The organism is Streptomyces sp. NPDC049597, assembly GCF_040675505.1.
GTDB lineage: Bacteria > Actinomycetota > Actinomycetes > Streptomycetales > Streptomycetaceae > Streptomyces.
Genome location: NZ_JBFAOY010000003.1, coordinates 240,114 through 253,135, shown reverse-complemented (window position 1 = coordinate 253,135; position 13,022 = coordinate 240,114). Strand labels below are relative to the sequence as shown.

Sequence of the window (13,022 nt, the reverse complement as noted above, 5' to 3'; positions counted from 1 at the left end):
CGTCATTTAAAGATCCGCTCACTGTCAGAGGGGGCGGGTAGGCTCATGAGCAAGATGACCGAGGATCTCTCTCCCGCCGAGCGCTACGCCGCCGCACGCGCCCGCGCTGCCGAGGAGGCCACCGCACTGGCCCCCTTCCGCGCGTTGTACGACTTCGACCTCGACCCGTTCCAGATCGAGGCATGCCGGGCACTGGAGGCGGGCAAGGGCGTGCTCGTCGCAGCACCCACCGGCTCCGGCAAGACCATCGTCGGCGAGTTCGCCGTCCACCTGGCCCTTGCGCAGGGCCGCAAATGCTTCTACACCACGCCCATCAAGGCCCTGTCCAACCAGAAGTACACCGACCTGGTCAGGCGCTACGGCACGGAGAAGGTCGGCCTCCTCACCGGGGACAACAGCGTCAACTCCGAGGCGCCCGTGGTGGTCATGACCACCGAGGTCCTGAGGAACATGCTGTACGCGGGCTCCCAGTCGCTCATGGGCCTGGGGTACGTGGTCATGGACGAGGTCCACTACCTCTCCGACCGCTTCCGCGGTGCCGTCTGGGAGGAAGTGATCATCCACCTCCCCGAGTCCGTGACGCTCGTGTCACTGTCCGCGACCGTGTCCAACGCCGAGGAGTTCGGCGACTGGCTGGACACCGTGCGCGGCGACACCGAGGTGATCGTCTCCGAGGAGCGGCCCGTCCCGCTGTGGCAGCACGTCATGGCCGGCCGCCGGATGTACGACCTCTTCGAGGAGGGCACCGACCACGGCGGCCGCGGCCGGAGCCGGCGCGAGGTCAACCCCGACCTGGTGCGCCTGGCCCGCATGGAGAACCAGCGCACGTACAACCCCCGCGACCGGCGCCGCGGAAAGATGGTCCGCGAGGCCGACCGCGAGCGCGAGCGGCGTCAGCGCAGCCGCATCTGGACGCCCGGCAGGCCCGAGGTCATCGACCGGCTGGACGCCGAAGGACTGCTGCCCGCCATCACGTTCATCTTCAGCCGTGCGGCCTGCGAGGCCGCCGTGCAGCAGTGTCTGTACGCGGGCCTTCGGCTCAACGACGACGAGGCGCGCGCCAGGGTGCGCGAGATCGTCGAACAGCGCACGGCCGCCATCCCCAACGAGGACCTCCACGTCCTCGGCTACTACGAGTGGCTCGAAGGTCTGGAGCGCGGTATCGCCGCCCACCACGCGGGCATGCTGCCGACCTTCAAGGAGGTCGTGGAGGAGCTGTTCGTACAGGGCCTGGTGAAGGCCGTGTTCGCCACGGAGACGCTGGCGCTCGGCATCAACATGCCCGCCCGCTCTGTGGTGTTGGAGAAGCTCGTCAAGTGGAACGGCGAGCAGCACGCGGACATCACCCCCGGCGAGTACACCCAGTTGACAGGCCGGGCCGGCCGGCGCGGCATCGACATCGAGGGGCACGCCGTCGTCCTGTGGCAGCGCGCCATGGACCCGGAGGCGCTCGCCGGACTCGCCGGCACCCGTACGTATCCGCTGCGTTCCAGCTTCAAGCCCTCGTACAACATGGCGGTCAACCTGGTGCAGCAGTTCGGGCGGCACCGCTCGCGCGAGCTGCTGGAGACGTCGTTCGCGCAGTTCCAGGCCGACCGGTCGGTGGTCGGCATCTCCCGTCAGGTCCAGCGCAACGAGGAAGGGCTGCAGGGTTACCGGGAGGGCATGACCTGCCACCTCGGCGACTTCGAGGAGTACGCGCGGCTGCGCCGCGACCTCAAGGAGCGCGAGACGGAGCTGGCCAAGCAGGGCGCCGCGCAGCGCAGGGCGGCGGCGGCCGCCTCGCTGGAGAAGCTCAAGCCGGGAGACGTCATCCACGTCCCGACCGGCAAGTTCGCGGGCCTCGCACTGGTGCTGGATCCCGGGCTGCCCGCGGGCCGGACCAACGGACACCGCGGCGGCTTCGAATACCACGACGGACCGCGCCCGTTGGTGCTCACCGCCGAGCGCCAGGTCAAGCGGCTGGCGTCCATGGATTTCCCGGTGCCCGTCGAGGCGCTGGAGCGGATGCGCATCCCCAGGTCGTTCAACGCCCGTTCCCCGCAGTCCCGACGCGACCTGGCGTCCGCCCTGCGCACCAAGGCCGGTCACATCGTGCCCGACCGGCACCGCAAGTCGCGGTCTCCCGCGGCGGACGACCGCGAGATCACGCGCCTGCGCGCCGAGTTGCGCGCCCACCCCTGCCACGGCTGCGACGAGCGTGAGGACCACGCCCGCTGGGCCGAGCGCTACCACCGTCTCCAGCGCGACACCCGCCAGCTGGAGCGCCGGATCGAGGGGCGCACGAACACGATCGCGCGGACCTTCGACCGGATCGTCGCACTGCTGACCGAGATGGACTACCTGCGGGGCAACGAGGTCACGGAGCACGGCATGCGGCTCGCCCGCCTGTACGGCGAGCTTGACCTGCTGGCGAGCGAATGCCTGCGCGACCGGGTCTGGGAGGGGCTCAACCCGGCCGAACTGGCCGCCTGCGTGTCCGCGTTGGTCTACGAGGCGCGGCAGGCGGACGACGCGGTGGCACCCAAGGTGCCGTCGGGCCGGGCGAAGACCGCGCTGGCCGAGATGGTCCGCATCTGGGGCCGACTGGACGCCCTGGAGGAGGAGTTCAGGATCAACCAGGCGGAGGGGGTCGGGCAGCGCGAGCCGGACCTCGGCTTCGCCTGGGCCGCGTACCAGTGGGCGTCCGACAAGGGGCTCGACGAGGTGCTGCGTGAGGCGGAGATGCCCGCGGGAGACTTCGTGCGCTGGTGCAAGCAGGTCATCGACGTGCTCGGCCAGATAGCCGCGGCCGCGCCTCGCGAGAACAGCACCGTCGCGAAGAACGCCCGCAAGGCGGTCGACGCGCTGCTGCGGGGCGTCGTGGCCTACAGCTCGGTCGGCTGAGACCACGGTCCGGGCCCCACCCGAGGGCGGGGCCCGGACCGCACCCGGCTCACCTCCAGAACCTGTCGGTTTCGTCGATGTCCTCGGTGCACTCGTCGATGTCGGTGACCTTGCCGCCGACGATCGTGAAGAACAGCCCCTGGCGGATCTCGAGGCCGTGGTCGCCCCGGTCGGCACGGGACGTGTGGAAGGACATGACGTGTCCGCGCCCGTCGGCGAGCACCGCGTCCAGCTGGACCTGCATGGTTCCGTTGGTCTCCTCGCCCATGCGGCGGAAGAGGTCGAGAATGGCCTCGCGTCCCTTGTGGTGCCCGGAGAGCGGGTTGTCGCCCGGGAAGTGGTAGACCGCGTCGGCCGTCATCAGGGAGCTCAGCGTCTCCATGTCGCCTTCGCTGAACGCTACGTAACCCTTGCGGACCAGGGCGCAGTCGGGGTGCTCAGACATGGCGAACCACACCTTTCGTGGCAGTTCATCCTGTTTTTTCAATCATCCGCCGGGTCCGAGGGGCTGTCCACGCCCGGCGGATCCGGCCAGCGAGCGGGCCAGTTCGGTGAGCTCGGGCAGTCGCAGGAGCCGGTCGCCCCAGCCCGGCAGCGGCACGTGCAGCGCCTGCGTCCAGCGCGCGGGTACGGCCCCGATGCCGTGGACCGCGCCGGCCAGCGCGCCGGTCACCGCGGCGACCGTGTCCGTGTCGCCGCCGAGGTCGATCGCGGCGGCCGGCGACGCCTCGAACGACGACGTGGTGCGCAGCGCCCACACCGCCGAGCCGAGGCAGGGCCACACGGCGCCGTTGAACTCCGTCGCGAGGTCCGGGTGCCAGTCGGGGGAGAGGACCGCGGCCCAGTGGGCCCGGTGGTCCGGATCGACCTGGGCGAGAGCGCCGGGGACGGCGGCCAGCGGGTCCGCCCCCTCCAGCGCCACGCGGATCAGCTCGTGCAGCACGGCTGTGCCCTCCCAGGCGGCGCGGTCGCCGTGCGTGAGCGCCGCGAGCTCGCGTGCCGCGGCCATCGTCGCCGAGCTGCCCGCCCCGGCGAAGAAGACCGCGGAGGTCGAGGCACGCATCAGACATCCGTTGCCGGCCGCCCGGCCGGTCATCCGGAAATGCAGGGCCGCTGCCGTGTCCCACGGGTCCCCGCCGGTGAGGACCTGCTCGGTCTGGAGCCCGATGTCCTTGGGATCGCCGGCGGCCCACCTCTGGAACCGCGCGAAAATGTCCTGGCCGTTCACCGCGCCGTGCTCGAGCAGCGACTCGCCGACGAGTACGGCCATGTGCGTGTCGTCCGTCGCCTCGCCCGGATCCCAGCCGCCGCCCTCGCACATCTCGCCCGGCCCGTCCCCGAAGTGGGCGCGGTACACGCCCGGTTCACCGAACTCGAAGGGCGCGCCCAGCGCGTCGCCGACGGCCGAACCGACGACGGTGCCGACGGCACGGTCCAGGCGCGAGGGGGAGGGAGGCTGCTCCATCGCGTCAGCATAGGAGCGGCTGTTGCGGACGCGGGCCGTGGGTCAGGGCGCGGCTGACGCCCGGGCGGTGGTACGACTTCCTCGTGTGTGCGCCGTGCGCGTCGCCCGCAGTGCCAGGAAGGCGAGCAGCCCGACCGGAGACAGCAGGACGGTCAGCACCAGCAAGGGGCTCATCACCACGGGGTGGATCTCCAGGCGGCGGCCCTCCCGGTACATCCACTGGCCGATCAGCAGGTCCCATGCGATCACCTGCGCCCAGATCGCGCCCGCGCCGTTCGCCAGGGCCGCGAGGTCGCGGAAGGAGTCGAGGTCGGGGCTGCGTACGGCCGACCAAAGCTCGGGGAAGACGGGGACCGCCAGGGCGAGATACACGAGCAGGACCGGAACGACGGTGAGCGGCGAGGCGGCGACCCGCTCGGTGAGCCGCAGTCCGGGCGCGAGGATCAGCAGCAGCCACATGGGGCTCGCCAGCCAGAAGGAGAGTTCGAAGAGGAAGCCGGTCATGCGACGAGCTCCTTTCCGTCGTGCGCGCTGTCGCTCACTCCGGCAGGAGGGCGGCCTGCCGGGGGTGTCGCGCGGAGGGCGGCCCACGTGCCCGCCGCGGCGGCGGCGACGATCGCGGCGGCGGCGCCGAGCGTCACCCCGTCGGGGTGGATCAGGGGCTGGCCGCGCAGTGCCTGCCACGTCACCAGGGCGAACACGGCCGCGTAGGTCCCGCAGGCGACCAGGACGAGGCGGAGGCGGACGCGTTCGTCGGCGAGGCGGGCGAAACGCGGCGCGAGAGCGACGAGCAGGAACAGGACGAACGGCAGCACCTGCAGGGCGTGCAGTCCCACGAAGTGCGCGATGCGCAGATCGCCGCCGGTGGTCTCCCAGCCCGTCAGCGGCATCGAGGGGCCGCCGTCCGTGACCCCGACGCCGTGGGCGCCGACGACATCGGCGCTGCCCTGCTCCAGCTGTGTCCGCTGCTCCGCAGTGGGCTGCGCCATCACGAAGCCGAGGGCGGCGCCGGTCAGCGCCAGCACCGCGCCGCATCGCATCGTCCAGGCGGACGCGCGGTCCGCGAGCCTCGCGCGGAACAGCAGGGCGGCGATGAGCAGTGTGGCGGCCCACAGGACGACGACCGTCACCGCCATGGTGTCGAACACGGCCTTGTCGAAAGACGTTTCGTGGTTGAAGTGGCTGCGCCTGCCGCGCGCGGCCTGGCCGGTGATCAGGACCATCTCGATCGCGCTGGTCACTGCCACGACGGTGCCGCCCCACCAGCCGGCTCGCCGGAAGCGGGGCAGCAGGGACAGCATCCAGGCGAGGGACAGCGCGTACGCGACGAACGACACCGAGAACTTGAACGGCTTGAACCAGACCGGCGCGCCGGCGACGACCCGGTCGTCGACGGCAAGGCCGACGGCCGAGACGACGGCGAGCGCGGCCATCGACGCGGCGAACGCGAGCAGCGGCCTGTGCCACGACGTCCATGCGGACATGGAGACCCCCTGTGATTATGGATAGCGGCGCTGTCCGCTATCCGATAGGGAGACTATCTATGATGGGTACGGTGATGGCAAGGGCGGGAAGGTGAACGCGCGGTGCGCATAGGCGAGTTGAGCCGCAGGACCGGGGTGTCGGTCCCCACGATCAAGTACTACGTGCGGGAAGGGCTCCTGCCCGCGGGGGAGTTGACCAGCCCGAACCAGGCGAGCTACGACGACCGGCACGAGCGCAGGCTGCGCCTGATCCGGGCGCTTCTCGACATCGGAGGCCTGTCCGTGGCGGCGATCCGTGAGGTGGTCGCGGCGGTCGACGACCCCGGCAGGTCGGTGCACAAGGTGCTGGGGGAGGCGGCGCACCGGATCACTCCGCGGTACGCGCAGGGCGGTGACGACGCGTCACTCGCCAGGGCACGGGACGAGGTCGGACAGCTCATCGCCCGACGGGGGTGGCAGGTGGACGTCGGCGACCCGGCGGCCACGGCCCTGTGCGAGACGCTGGCGGCACTGGACCGCGTGGGCCACGGTGCGTTCGCGGAGGTTCTCGACGACTACGCCGACGCGGCCGACCGGGTGGCCGACGCGGACCTGGCGTACGTGGCCGGCAGGGCGGGCCTGGACGACCTGGTGGAGGGAGTGGTGGTCGGTACGGTCCTGGGCGACGCGATGCTGGCCTCCCTGCGCCGCCTGGCCCAGACGCATCGCTCGGCGAGGAAGTACGTGGACTAGGCCCTCTCTTTCGGAGCTTGCCGGGCTTGCGTGCCCCTGGCACCGCACCTCTTCCCCGTAGCCCTTCGGGCACGGGTGGGGGTGCCTCCCGTGCCCGAAGGGCCACGGGGGAGCGCCCCCCAGCGTTGTCGTCAGTCGCCGACGCTCCGCGTGGTCTCTCCCCCTTGGGCACTCCCAGCGGTAGCTGGGGGCCTTCGGCTGGGAGGCGCGCCCTCCTCCGCCGTGCGACGCGTCCCCCAGGTCCCTGCGGGCCTGGGGAGACCCCATGTGCCAGACCCGCCCCTACGCCCTGCGGGCGTGGAGGGACACCCACTCACTGATGCGGCCTGATCCAGGACCTGGCCCGGTGCGGCCGCGCCTGCGGCCCCGGGCACCGGGCCAGCGGTGTGCCCTCGAACGCGGCGGGCACACCGGCCGACGGCGCGGTGCTCAGCGGGCCCCGTGCGGGCGGGCTCCGTCGGTAGCCGCCGGGGCTCGCGCCCCGGCGGCTACGCCGCCCGCTCCTGTTCGCGCTCCACCTGGTCGTTCCATTCGCGCTTGATCGCGCGCCACGCCTCGTCCGACTTGCCCAGGCGCCAGTAGCCCGAGATCGACAACTGCTCGCGCGGCACGCCGCGTTCCACGCGCAGCTGGCGGCGCAGTTCCTTCACGCACCCCGCCTCGCCGTGCACGAACGCGCTGACCTCGCCCTCCGGGAAGTCCAGCGCCGCCACCGCGGCCACCAGCGCCTCGCCCGCCGGTCGGTCGCCGCGGTGAAGCCAGGTGATCTCCGCGCCGTCGGGCGCGGAGATCTTCTGTTCGTCCTCCGGGCCGGCCACCTCCACGAAGGCGCGCACCACCGCCCCCGCCGGCATCTGCTCGAGCGCCGCGGCGATCGCCGGGAGCGCGCTCTCGTCGCCTGCCAGCAGGTGCCAGTCGGCCGTGGGCGCGGGGGCGTAACCGCCGCCCGGGCCGAGGAAGCGCACCGTCTCGCCGACGTGGGCGCGCGCCGCCCACGGCCCCGCGATGCCCTCGTCGCCGTGGACGACGAAGTCGATGGTCAGCTCGCGGTGCACCGCGTCCCAGTACCGCACGGTGTACGTGCGGTTGGCCGGCCACTGGTCGCGGGGGAACTCCTCGCGGATCCGCTCCATGTCGAAGGGCTCCGGGTAGCGCACGCCCGCCGCCGGGAAGACGAGCTTGACGTAGTGGTCGGTGTACTCGCCGATCTCAAACGAGGACGACGCGTCGAGACCCAGCACCACCCGCACCATGTGCGGCGTCAGCCGCTCGGTGCGCACGACCTTCGCCTCGTGGACCTTCGGTGCCTTGCGGGCCGGTCGCTCTGCCACGGTGCTCTCCCTGGAAGTGTGCGCATGCTTAGGCTTGCCTAAGCTAACACTTCCGCGTGCGCTCAGCGCTGCAGCGCCGAGACCAGCCGCACCACCGCCCCGCCGAGCCCCCACCGCTGCGCCAGCTCCTCCAGCGCGCCCGGGTCGCGCGGCGCGCTCGGCAGGGACGCGTCGAAATCGGGCAGCGGCACGTCGGAGGCGACCCTGACGACCTTCGGCGCCACGGCGACGTACGCCCGCGCCTCGTCCAGCCGCCTGCGCTGCGAAGGCGTCAGCCCGGACGTGCGGTCGTCGACCGCCGCCATGATCCCGGCCAGGTCGCCGTACGTGTCGAGCAGCTTGGCCGCCGTCTTCTCGCCGATGCCGGGCACGCCCGGCAGCCCGTCGCTCGGGTCGCCGCGCAGCAGGGCGAGGTCGACATAGCCGGGCCCGTCCACGCCGTACTTCTCGCGCAGCCAGGCCTCATCCGTCACCTGGAGCGTCCCGACGCCCTTCACCGGGTAGAGCACGCGCCGCTCACGGGCGTCGTCGACCAACTGGAACAGGTCGCGGTCGCCGGTGACGATGTCGACCGGGCCCACGGCGCGCGCCGTCAGCGTGCCGATCACGTCGTCCGCCTCGTATCCGTCGGCGCCGACGCGGGCGATGCCGACAGCCGCCAGCACCTCCTGGATCACCGGCACCTGGGGATCGAGCGTGTCCGGCGTCTCCTCGACGTCCGGGCCCGTCTCCTGCTCCTCGGCCACCCGGTGCGCCTTGTACGACGGGATGAGGTCGACCCGCCACTGCGGCCGCCAGTCGTTGTCCCAGCAGGCGACCAGGTCGTCCGGGCGGTGGTCCTGCACGAGCCGCGCGATGAAGTCCATCAGCCCGCGCACCGCGTTGACCGGGGTGCCGTCGGGTGCCCGGACCGAGTCGGGGACCCCGTAGTAGGCGCGGAAGTACAGGGAAGCGGTGTCGAGGAGCATCAGGCGTCGCGTCACACCGAAGATGATGCCGTACCCCGCTGACAGGGGCCCGACGCGCCCGCAAGACCCCCCGCCGTGACATGGCTCACCTCGGCGTTTGCTCTTTTCGGGCCGGGGCAGGCGCGGAACCGGAGCGAATCCCGTCGTAATTTCAACCATTGCACCGGGCAAGCGGGCGGATCCCGCCGAGCTCCACGGCCTGCTCCGGGGGGTGGCGGGCCGTTCCCGGTTCTACGCGTGAGGTGTATGTGTCCAGGCTGCAGGCCGAGCACTTGTACAAAGTGTTCGGCAGACGACCCGACGAAGCGGTGACCCGGCTCGAGAGCGGCGCCGACCGAGGCGAGCTGCGCGCAGACGGAACGACCGCGGCGGTCATCGACGCCTCGTTCACCGTCGAGCCCGGTCAGATCTTCGTCGTCATGGGTCTGTCGGGATCAGGCAAGTCCACCTTGCTGCGCATGCTCAACGGACTGCTGGAGCCCACCGCCGGACGTGTGCTCTTCGACGGTCAGGACCTGACCGCGCTCAGCTCCCGCGACCTGCGCGCCGTGCGCTCCACACGGATCAGCATGGTGTTCCAGCACTTCGCGCTCTTCCCGCACCGCAGCGTGCTGGAGAACGCCGCCTACGGCCTCGAGGTGCAGGGCGTCCCCGGCGCCGAACGCGCCGAGCGGGCCGCCGAGGCACTGGAGCTCGTCGGCCTGGCCGGCTGGGAGGACTCCTGGCCCGACGAGCTCTCCGGCGGCATGCAGCAGCGCGTGGGCCTCGCCCGCGCCCTGGCCACCGACGCCGATCTGCTGCTCATGGACGAGTCGTTCAGCGCGCTCGACCCGCTGATCCGCCGCGACATGCAGGACCAGCTGCTGGAGCTGCAGAAGCGCTTGAAGAAGACCATCGTCTTCATCACCCACGACCTCAACGAGGCCATGCGCCTCGGCGACTCGATCGCGGTGATGCGCGACGGCAGGATCGTCCAGCTCGGCACGGCCGAGGACATCCTCGTCACGCCCGCCAACGACTACGTGGCCTCCTTCACCCAGGACGTCGACCGCTCCCGCGTGCTCACCGCGGGCGCGATCATGGTCGGCGCGGACACCGTCTACGGCACGCTGACGGACAGCGGCGAGGAGATGCGCGACGCGAAGGACGTGCTGGCCGCGGCCCCCGCCACGGTCGGCGCCGACACGCCGATCATCGAGCTGTTCACTCCCTGCTCCACCAGCGGCGTCGCCGTCGCGGTCACGGACGACGACGGCGCGCTCATCGGCGTCGTACCGAGGGCGCGGCTGCTCGCGGCCCTCGGCGAGCCGATGAACCCCGGCACGCCCCCCGGCGTGCCCGCGCAGTCCACGCCCGCTCCCGGGGAGGCGTCCGCCACCGCGAAGACGCCTGCCCCCGCGGACAAGGCGGTGGCCCGTGCCTAGGCTCCACCTCGGCGACTGGGTCGACAGCGGTGTCGACTGGCTCCAGCGCCATCTGTCCTGGCTTTTCGACGCGATCAGCTCCCTCGTCACCGGCATGTACGACGGGATAGACGCGGCCCTGTCCGCGCCCGAGCCCCTGCTCTTCGCCGGCGTCCTCGCTGTGGCCGCCTGGTGGCTGCGCGGTCTGCTCGCCGGTGTGCTCGCGTTCGCCGGCTTCGCCCTGATCGACTCCATCGAGCTGTGGAACGACGCGATGTCGACCCTCTCGCTGGTGCTCGTCGCCACCATCGTGACGCTGGTGATCTCCGTACCGCTGGGCATCTGGGCCTCGCGCTCCAAGGCCGTCAGCGCCGTCACCCGGCCGGTGCTGGACTTCATGCAGACCATGCCGGCGATGGTCTACCTGATCCCCGGCATCATCTTCTTCGGCGTCGGCGTCGTCCCCGGCATCATCGCCACCATCGTGTTCGCCCTGCCGCCCGGCGTCCGCATGACCGAGCTCGGCATCCGGCAGGTCGACGGCGAACTCGTCGAGGCGGCCGAGGCGTTCGGCACCACGCGGCGCAACACCCTGCTGCGCGTCCAGCTGCCCCTCGCCCTGCCGACGATCATGGCCGGCATCAACCAGGTCATCATGCTGGGCCTGTCGATGGTGGTCATCGCCGGCATGGTCGGCGGCGGCGGCCTCGGCGGCGCGGTCTACCGCGCCATCGGCAACGTCGACATCGGTCTCGGCTTCGAGGCCGGCATCTCCATCGTCATCCTCGCCATGTACCTGGACCGGATCACCGGCGCGCTCGGCCGCCAGGTCTCGCCGCTCGGCCGCCGCGCGCTCGCCAAGGCGCGCGCCACGGCCGGCGGAGTCAAGATCTGGAGCCACCGCCCCCAGCCCGCCGTGGCCGTCGCGGGCATCGTCGTCCTGGCGCTCGTCGCCGGTGGCCTGGGCATGTTCGGCGGTGCGAAGACGCAGAACACCTCGGACGCGGCGAACGTCGGCCAGGGGAAGAAGATCTCCGTCGGCTACATCCCGTGGGACGAGGGCATCGCCTCCACGTTCCTGTGGAAGGAACTGCTGGAGCAGCGTGGTTTCGAGGTCGAGACCAAGCAGCTGGAGGCCGGTTCGCTCTACACCGGGCTCGCGGGCGGCCAGATCGACTTCCAGACCGACGCCTGGCTCCCGGTCACCCACGCCTCCTACTGGGAGAAGTACCAGGACGAGCTGGAGGACCTGGGCTCCTGGTACGGCCCGACCTCGCTGGAGCTGTCCGTCCCCGCGTACATGAAGGGCATCGACTCCCTGGACGACCTCAAGGGCAGGTCGGGGCAGTTCAAGGGCCGGATCATCGGCATCGAGCCGAGCGCGGGGATGATGGGCCTCCTCAAGGAGAAGGTGCTGAAGGACTACGGCCTTCAGGGCGAGTACGAGGTCGTCGACGGCTCCACGCCCGGCATGCTCGCCGAGCTGAAGCGGGCGTACGACAAGAAGGAGCCCATCGTCACCACCCTGTGGTCGCCGCACTGGGCGTACAGCACCTACGACCTGAAGAAGCTCAAGGACCCCAAGGGGTCCTGGGGCAAGGGCGACGGTGTCCACACGCTCGCGCGCAAGGGCTTCGCCGCGGACAACCCGCAGGTCGGCGCGTGGCTGAAGAACTTCAGCATGACCGAGAAGCAGCTCACGGACCTCGAGGCGAAGATCCAGGAGACCGGCAAGGGCAAGGAGCAGGAAGCCGTCCGGGCCTGGCTGAAGGACAACCCCGGCCTCGCCGAGAAGTGGACCCCCGTCGGCAAGGCGGGCAAGTCCGCAGGCGGCGAGGACGAGCGCGACCGCGCCCTGAACGTGGCCTGGTTCCCCTGGGAGGAGGACATCGCCGCCACCTACCTGTGGAAGGCGGTCCTGGAGGAGCGCGGCTACACGATGAACCTCAAGCAGTTCGAGGTCGGCCCCATGTACACCGCGCTCTCGCGCGGGCAGATCGATGTCCAGTTCGACGGCTGGCTGCCGAGCACCCAGAAGAAGTACTGGGACGAGTACGGCGACAAGCTCACCGACCTCGGCTCCTGGTACGGGCCGACGTCACTGGAGCTCGCCGTCCCGTCGTACGTCGAAGGGGTGGACTCCCTCGACGACCTCAAGGGCCGCGGTGACGAGTTCAAGGGCCGCATCGTCGGCATCGAGCCCGGCACCGAGACCATGAACATCCTCAAGAACAAGGTCCTGCCGGACTACGGAATCGACGAGGAGTTCGAGGTCGTCGACAGCTCCACGCCCGGCATGCTCGCCGAGCTGAAGCGCGCGTACGCGAAGAAGGAGCCCATCGCGGTCATGCTCTGGACCCCGCACTGGGCCTACAACGAGTACGACCTCACCAAGCTCGCCGACCCGAAGAAGTCCTTCGGCGAGGGCGACGAGATCCACACCGTCGCCTCGAAGGACTTCCCCTCGCAGTACCCGCGGCTGACCGAGTGGTTCAAGAACTTCCGACTGGACGAGAAGCAGCTCGCCGGTCTGGAGAACGAGATCCAGAAGCGCGGCACCGGGCACGAGGAGGAAGCGGTGAAGGCCTGGATGGAGAAGAACCCGGGCATCGCCGACCGGATCGCCCCGGAGTAACCGCGCCGCATCCGCCGCCGCACACGCGAAAGGGGTGGGCCCCGCCGAGCCGCACCGCCGCCCGGCAGGGGACCCGCCCCTTTCGGCCGTGACCGCCCTGATCCCGCTACTCCAGCGC

At 71.1% G+C, this 13,022-nt stretch carries 10 protein-coding genes; 4 read left to right on the top strand and 6 right to left on the bottom strand.

All coding sequences use genetic code 11. From position 1 onward, the window contains the following. The first annotated feature begins 54 nt into the window (after positions 1 to 54). Positions 55 to 2,886, top strand: a complete 2,832-nt coding sequence (locus tag AB0K02_RS06485) for a DEAD/DEAH box helicase (protein WP_365991267.1) — start codon at positions 55 to 57, stop codon at positions 2,884 to 2,886. 49 nt (positions 2,887 to 2,935) lie between these two features. Here the strand turns inward: AB0K02_RS06485 and AB0K02_RS06480 are convergent, their stop codons facing one another. Genes AB0K02_RS06480 through AB0K02_RS06465 form a run of 4 tightly spaced genes read right to left on the bottom strand, consistent with a single transcriptional unit; the run spans position 2,936 to position 5,835 of the window. After that, positions 2,936 to 3,331, bottom strand: a complete 396-nt coding sequence (locus AB0K02_RS06480) for a nuclear transport factor 2 family protein (protein ID WP_365991215.1) — start codon at positions 3,329 to 3,331, stop codon at positions 2,936 to 2,938. Between the two features lie 42 nt (positions 3,332 to 3,373). Further along, on the bottom strand, positions 3,374 to 4,351 hold the full coding sequence (locus AB0K02_RS06475) for an ADP-ribosylglycohydrolase family protein (protein ID WP_365991214.1): 978 nt from the start codon (positions 4,349 to 4,351) through the stop codon (positions 3,374 to 3,376). A 42-nt stretch (positions 4,352 to 4,393) separates the two neighbouring features. Beyond that, positions 4,394 to 4,855, bottom strand: coding sequence for an ABA4-like family protein (locus tag AB0K02_RS06470; RefSeq protein WP_365991213.1), 462 nt, complete (start codon positions 4,853 to 4,855; stop codon positions 4,394 to 4,396). After that, positions 4,852 to 5,835, bottom strand: coding sequence for a hypothetical protein (locus AB0K02_RS06465; protein ID WP_365991212.1), 984 nt, complete (start codon positions 5,833 to 5,835; stop codon positions 4,852 to 4,854). The genes AB0K02_RS06470 and AB0K02_RS06465 overlap by 4 nt, the downstream gene beginning before the upstream one ends. A gap of 102 nt (positions 5,836 to 5,937) precedes the next feature. Between AB0K02_RS06465 and AB0K02_RS06460 the strand changes: the two genes are divergently transcribed. Continuing rightward, positions 5,938 to 6,567 (top strand): MerR family transcriptional regulator, encoded by a 630-nt coding sequence (locus AB0K02_RS06460; protein WP_365991211.1) that lies wholly within the window; start codon positions 5,938 to 5,940, stop codon positions 6,565 to 6,567. 488 nt (positions 6,568 to 7,055) lie between these two features. Here AB0K02_RS06460 and AB0K02_RS06455 read toward each other — a convergent pair whose 3' ends face one another. Further along, positions 7,056 to 7,898 carry a siderophore-interacting protein gene (locus tag AB0K02_RS06455; protein WP_365991210.1) on the bottom strand — a complete coding sequence of 281 codons (843 nt, stop codon included), beginning with the start codon at positions 7,896 to 7,898 and terminating at the stop codon, positions 7,056 to 7,058. Between the two features lie 62 nt (positions 7,899 to 7,960). Beyond that, a complete protein-coding gene (locus AB0K02_RS06450) occupies positions 7,961 to 8,866 on the bottom strand; it encodes a 5'-3' exonuclease (protein WP_365991266.1) in 906 nt (301 codons plus the stop codon). 248 nt (positions 8,867 to 9,114) lie between these two features. On the opposite strand from AB0K02_RS06450, the gene AB0K02_RS06445 reads away from it, so the two are divergent. Both AB0K02_RS06445 and AB0K02_RS06440 read left to right on the top strand, forming a co-directional pair. Further along, on the top strand, positions 9,115 to 10,290 hold the full coding sequence (locus tag AB0K02_RS06445) for a glycine betaine/L-proline ABC transporter ATP-binding protein (protein ID WP_365991209.1): 1,176 nt from the start codon (positions 9,115 to 9,117) through the stop codon (positions 10,288 to 10,290). Continuing rightward, the gene (locus AB0K02_RS06440; protein WP_365991208.1) at positions 10,283 to 12,904 is read left to right on the top strand and encodes an ABC transporter permease/substrate binding protein; all 2,622 of its coding nucleotides are present in this window, start codon (positions 10,283 to 10,285) and stop codon (positions 12,902 to 12,904) included. Before AB0K02_RS06445 ends, AB0K02_RS06440 begins: the two co-directional genes overlap by 8 nt. The last annotated feature ends 118 nt before the right edge of the window (positions 12,905 to 13,022 follow it).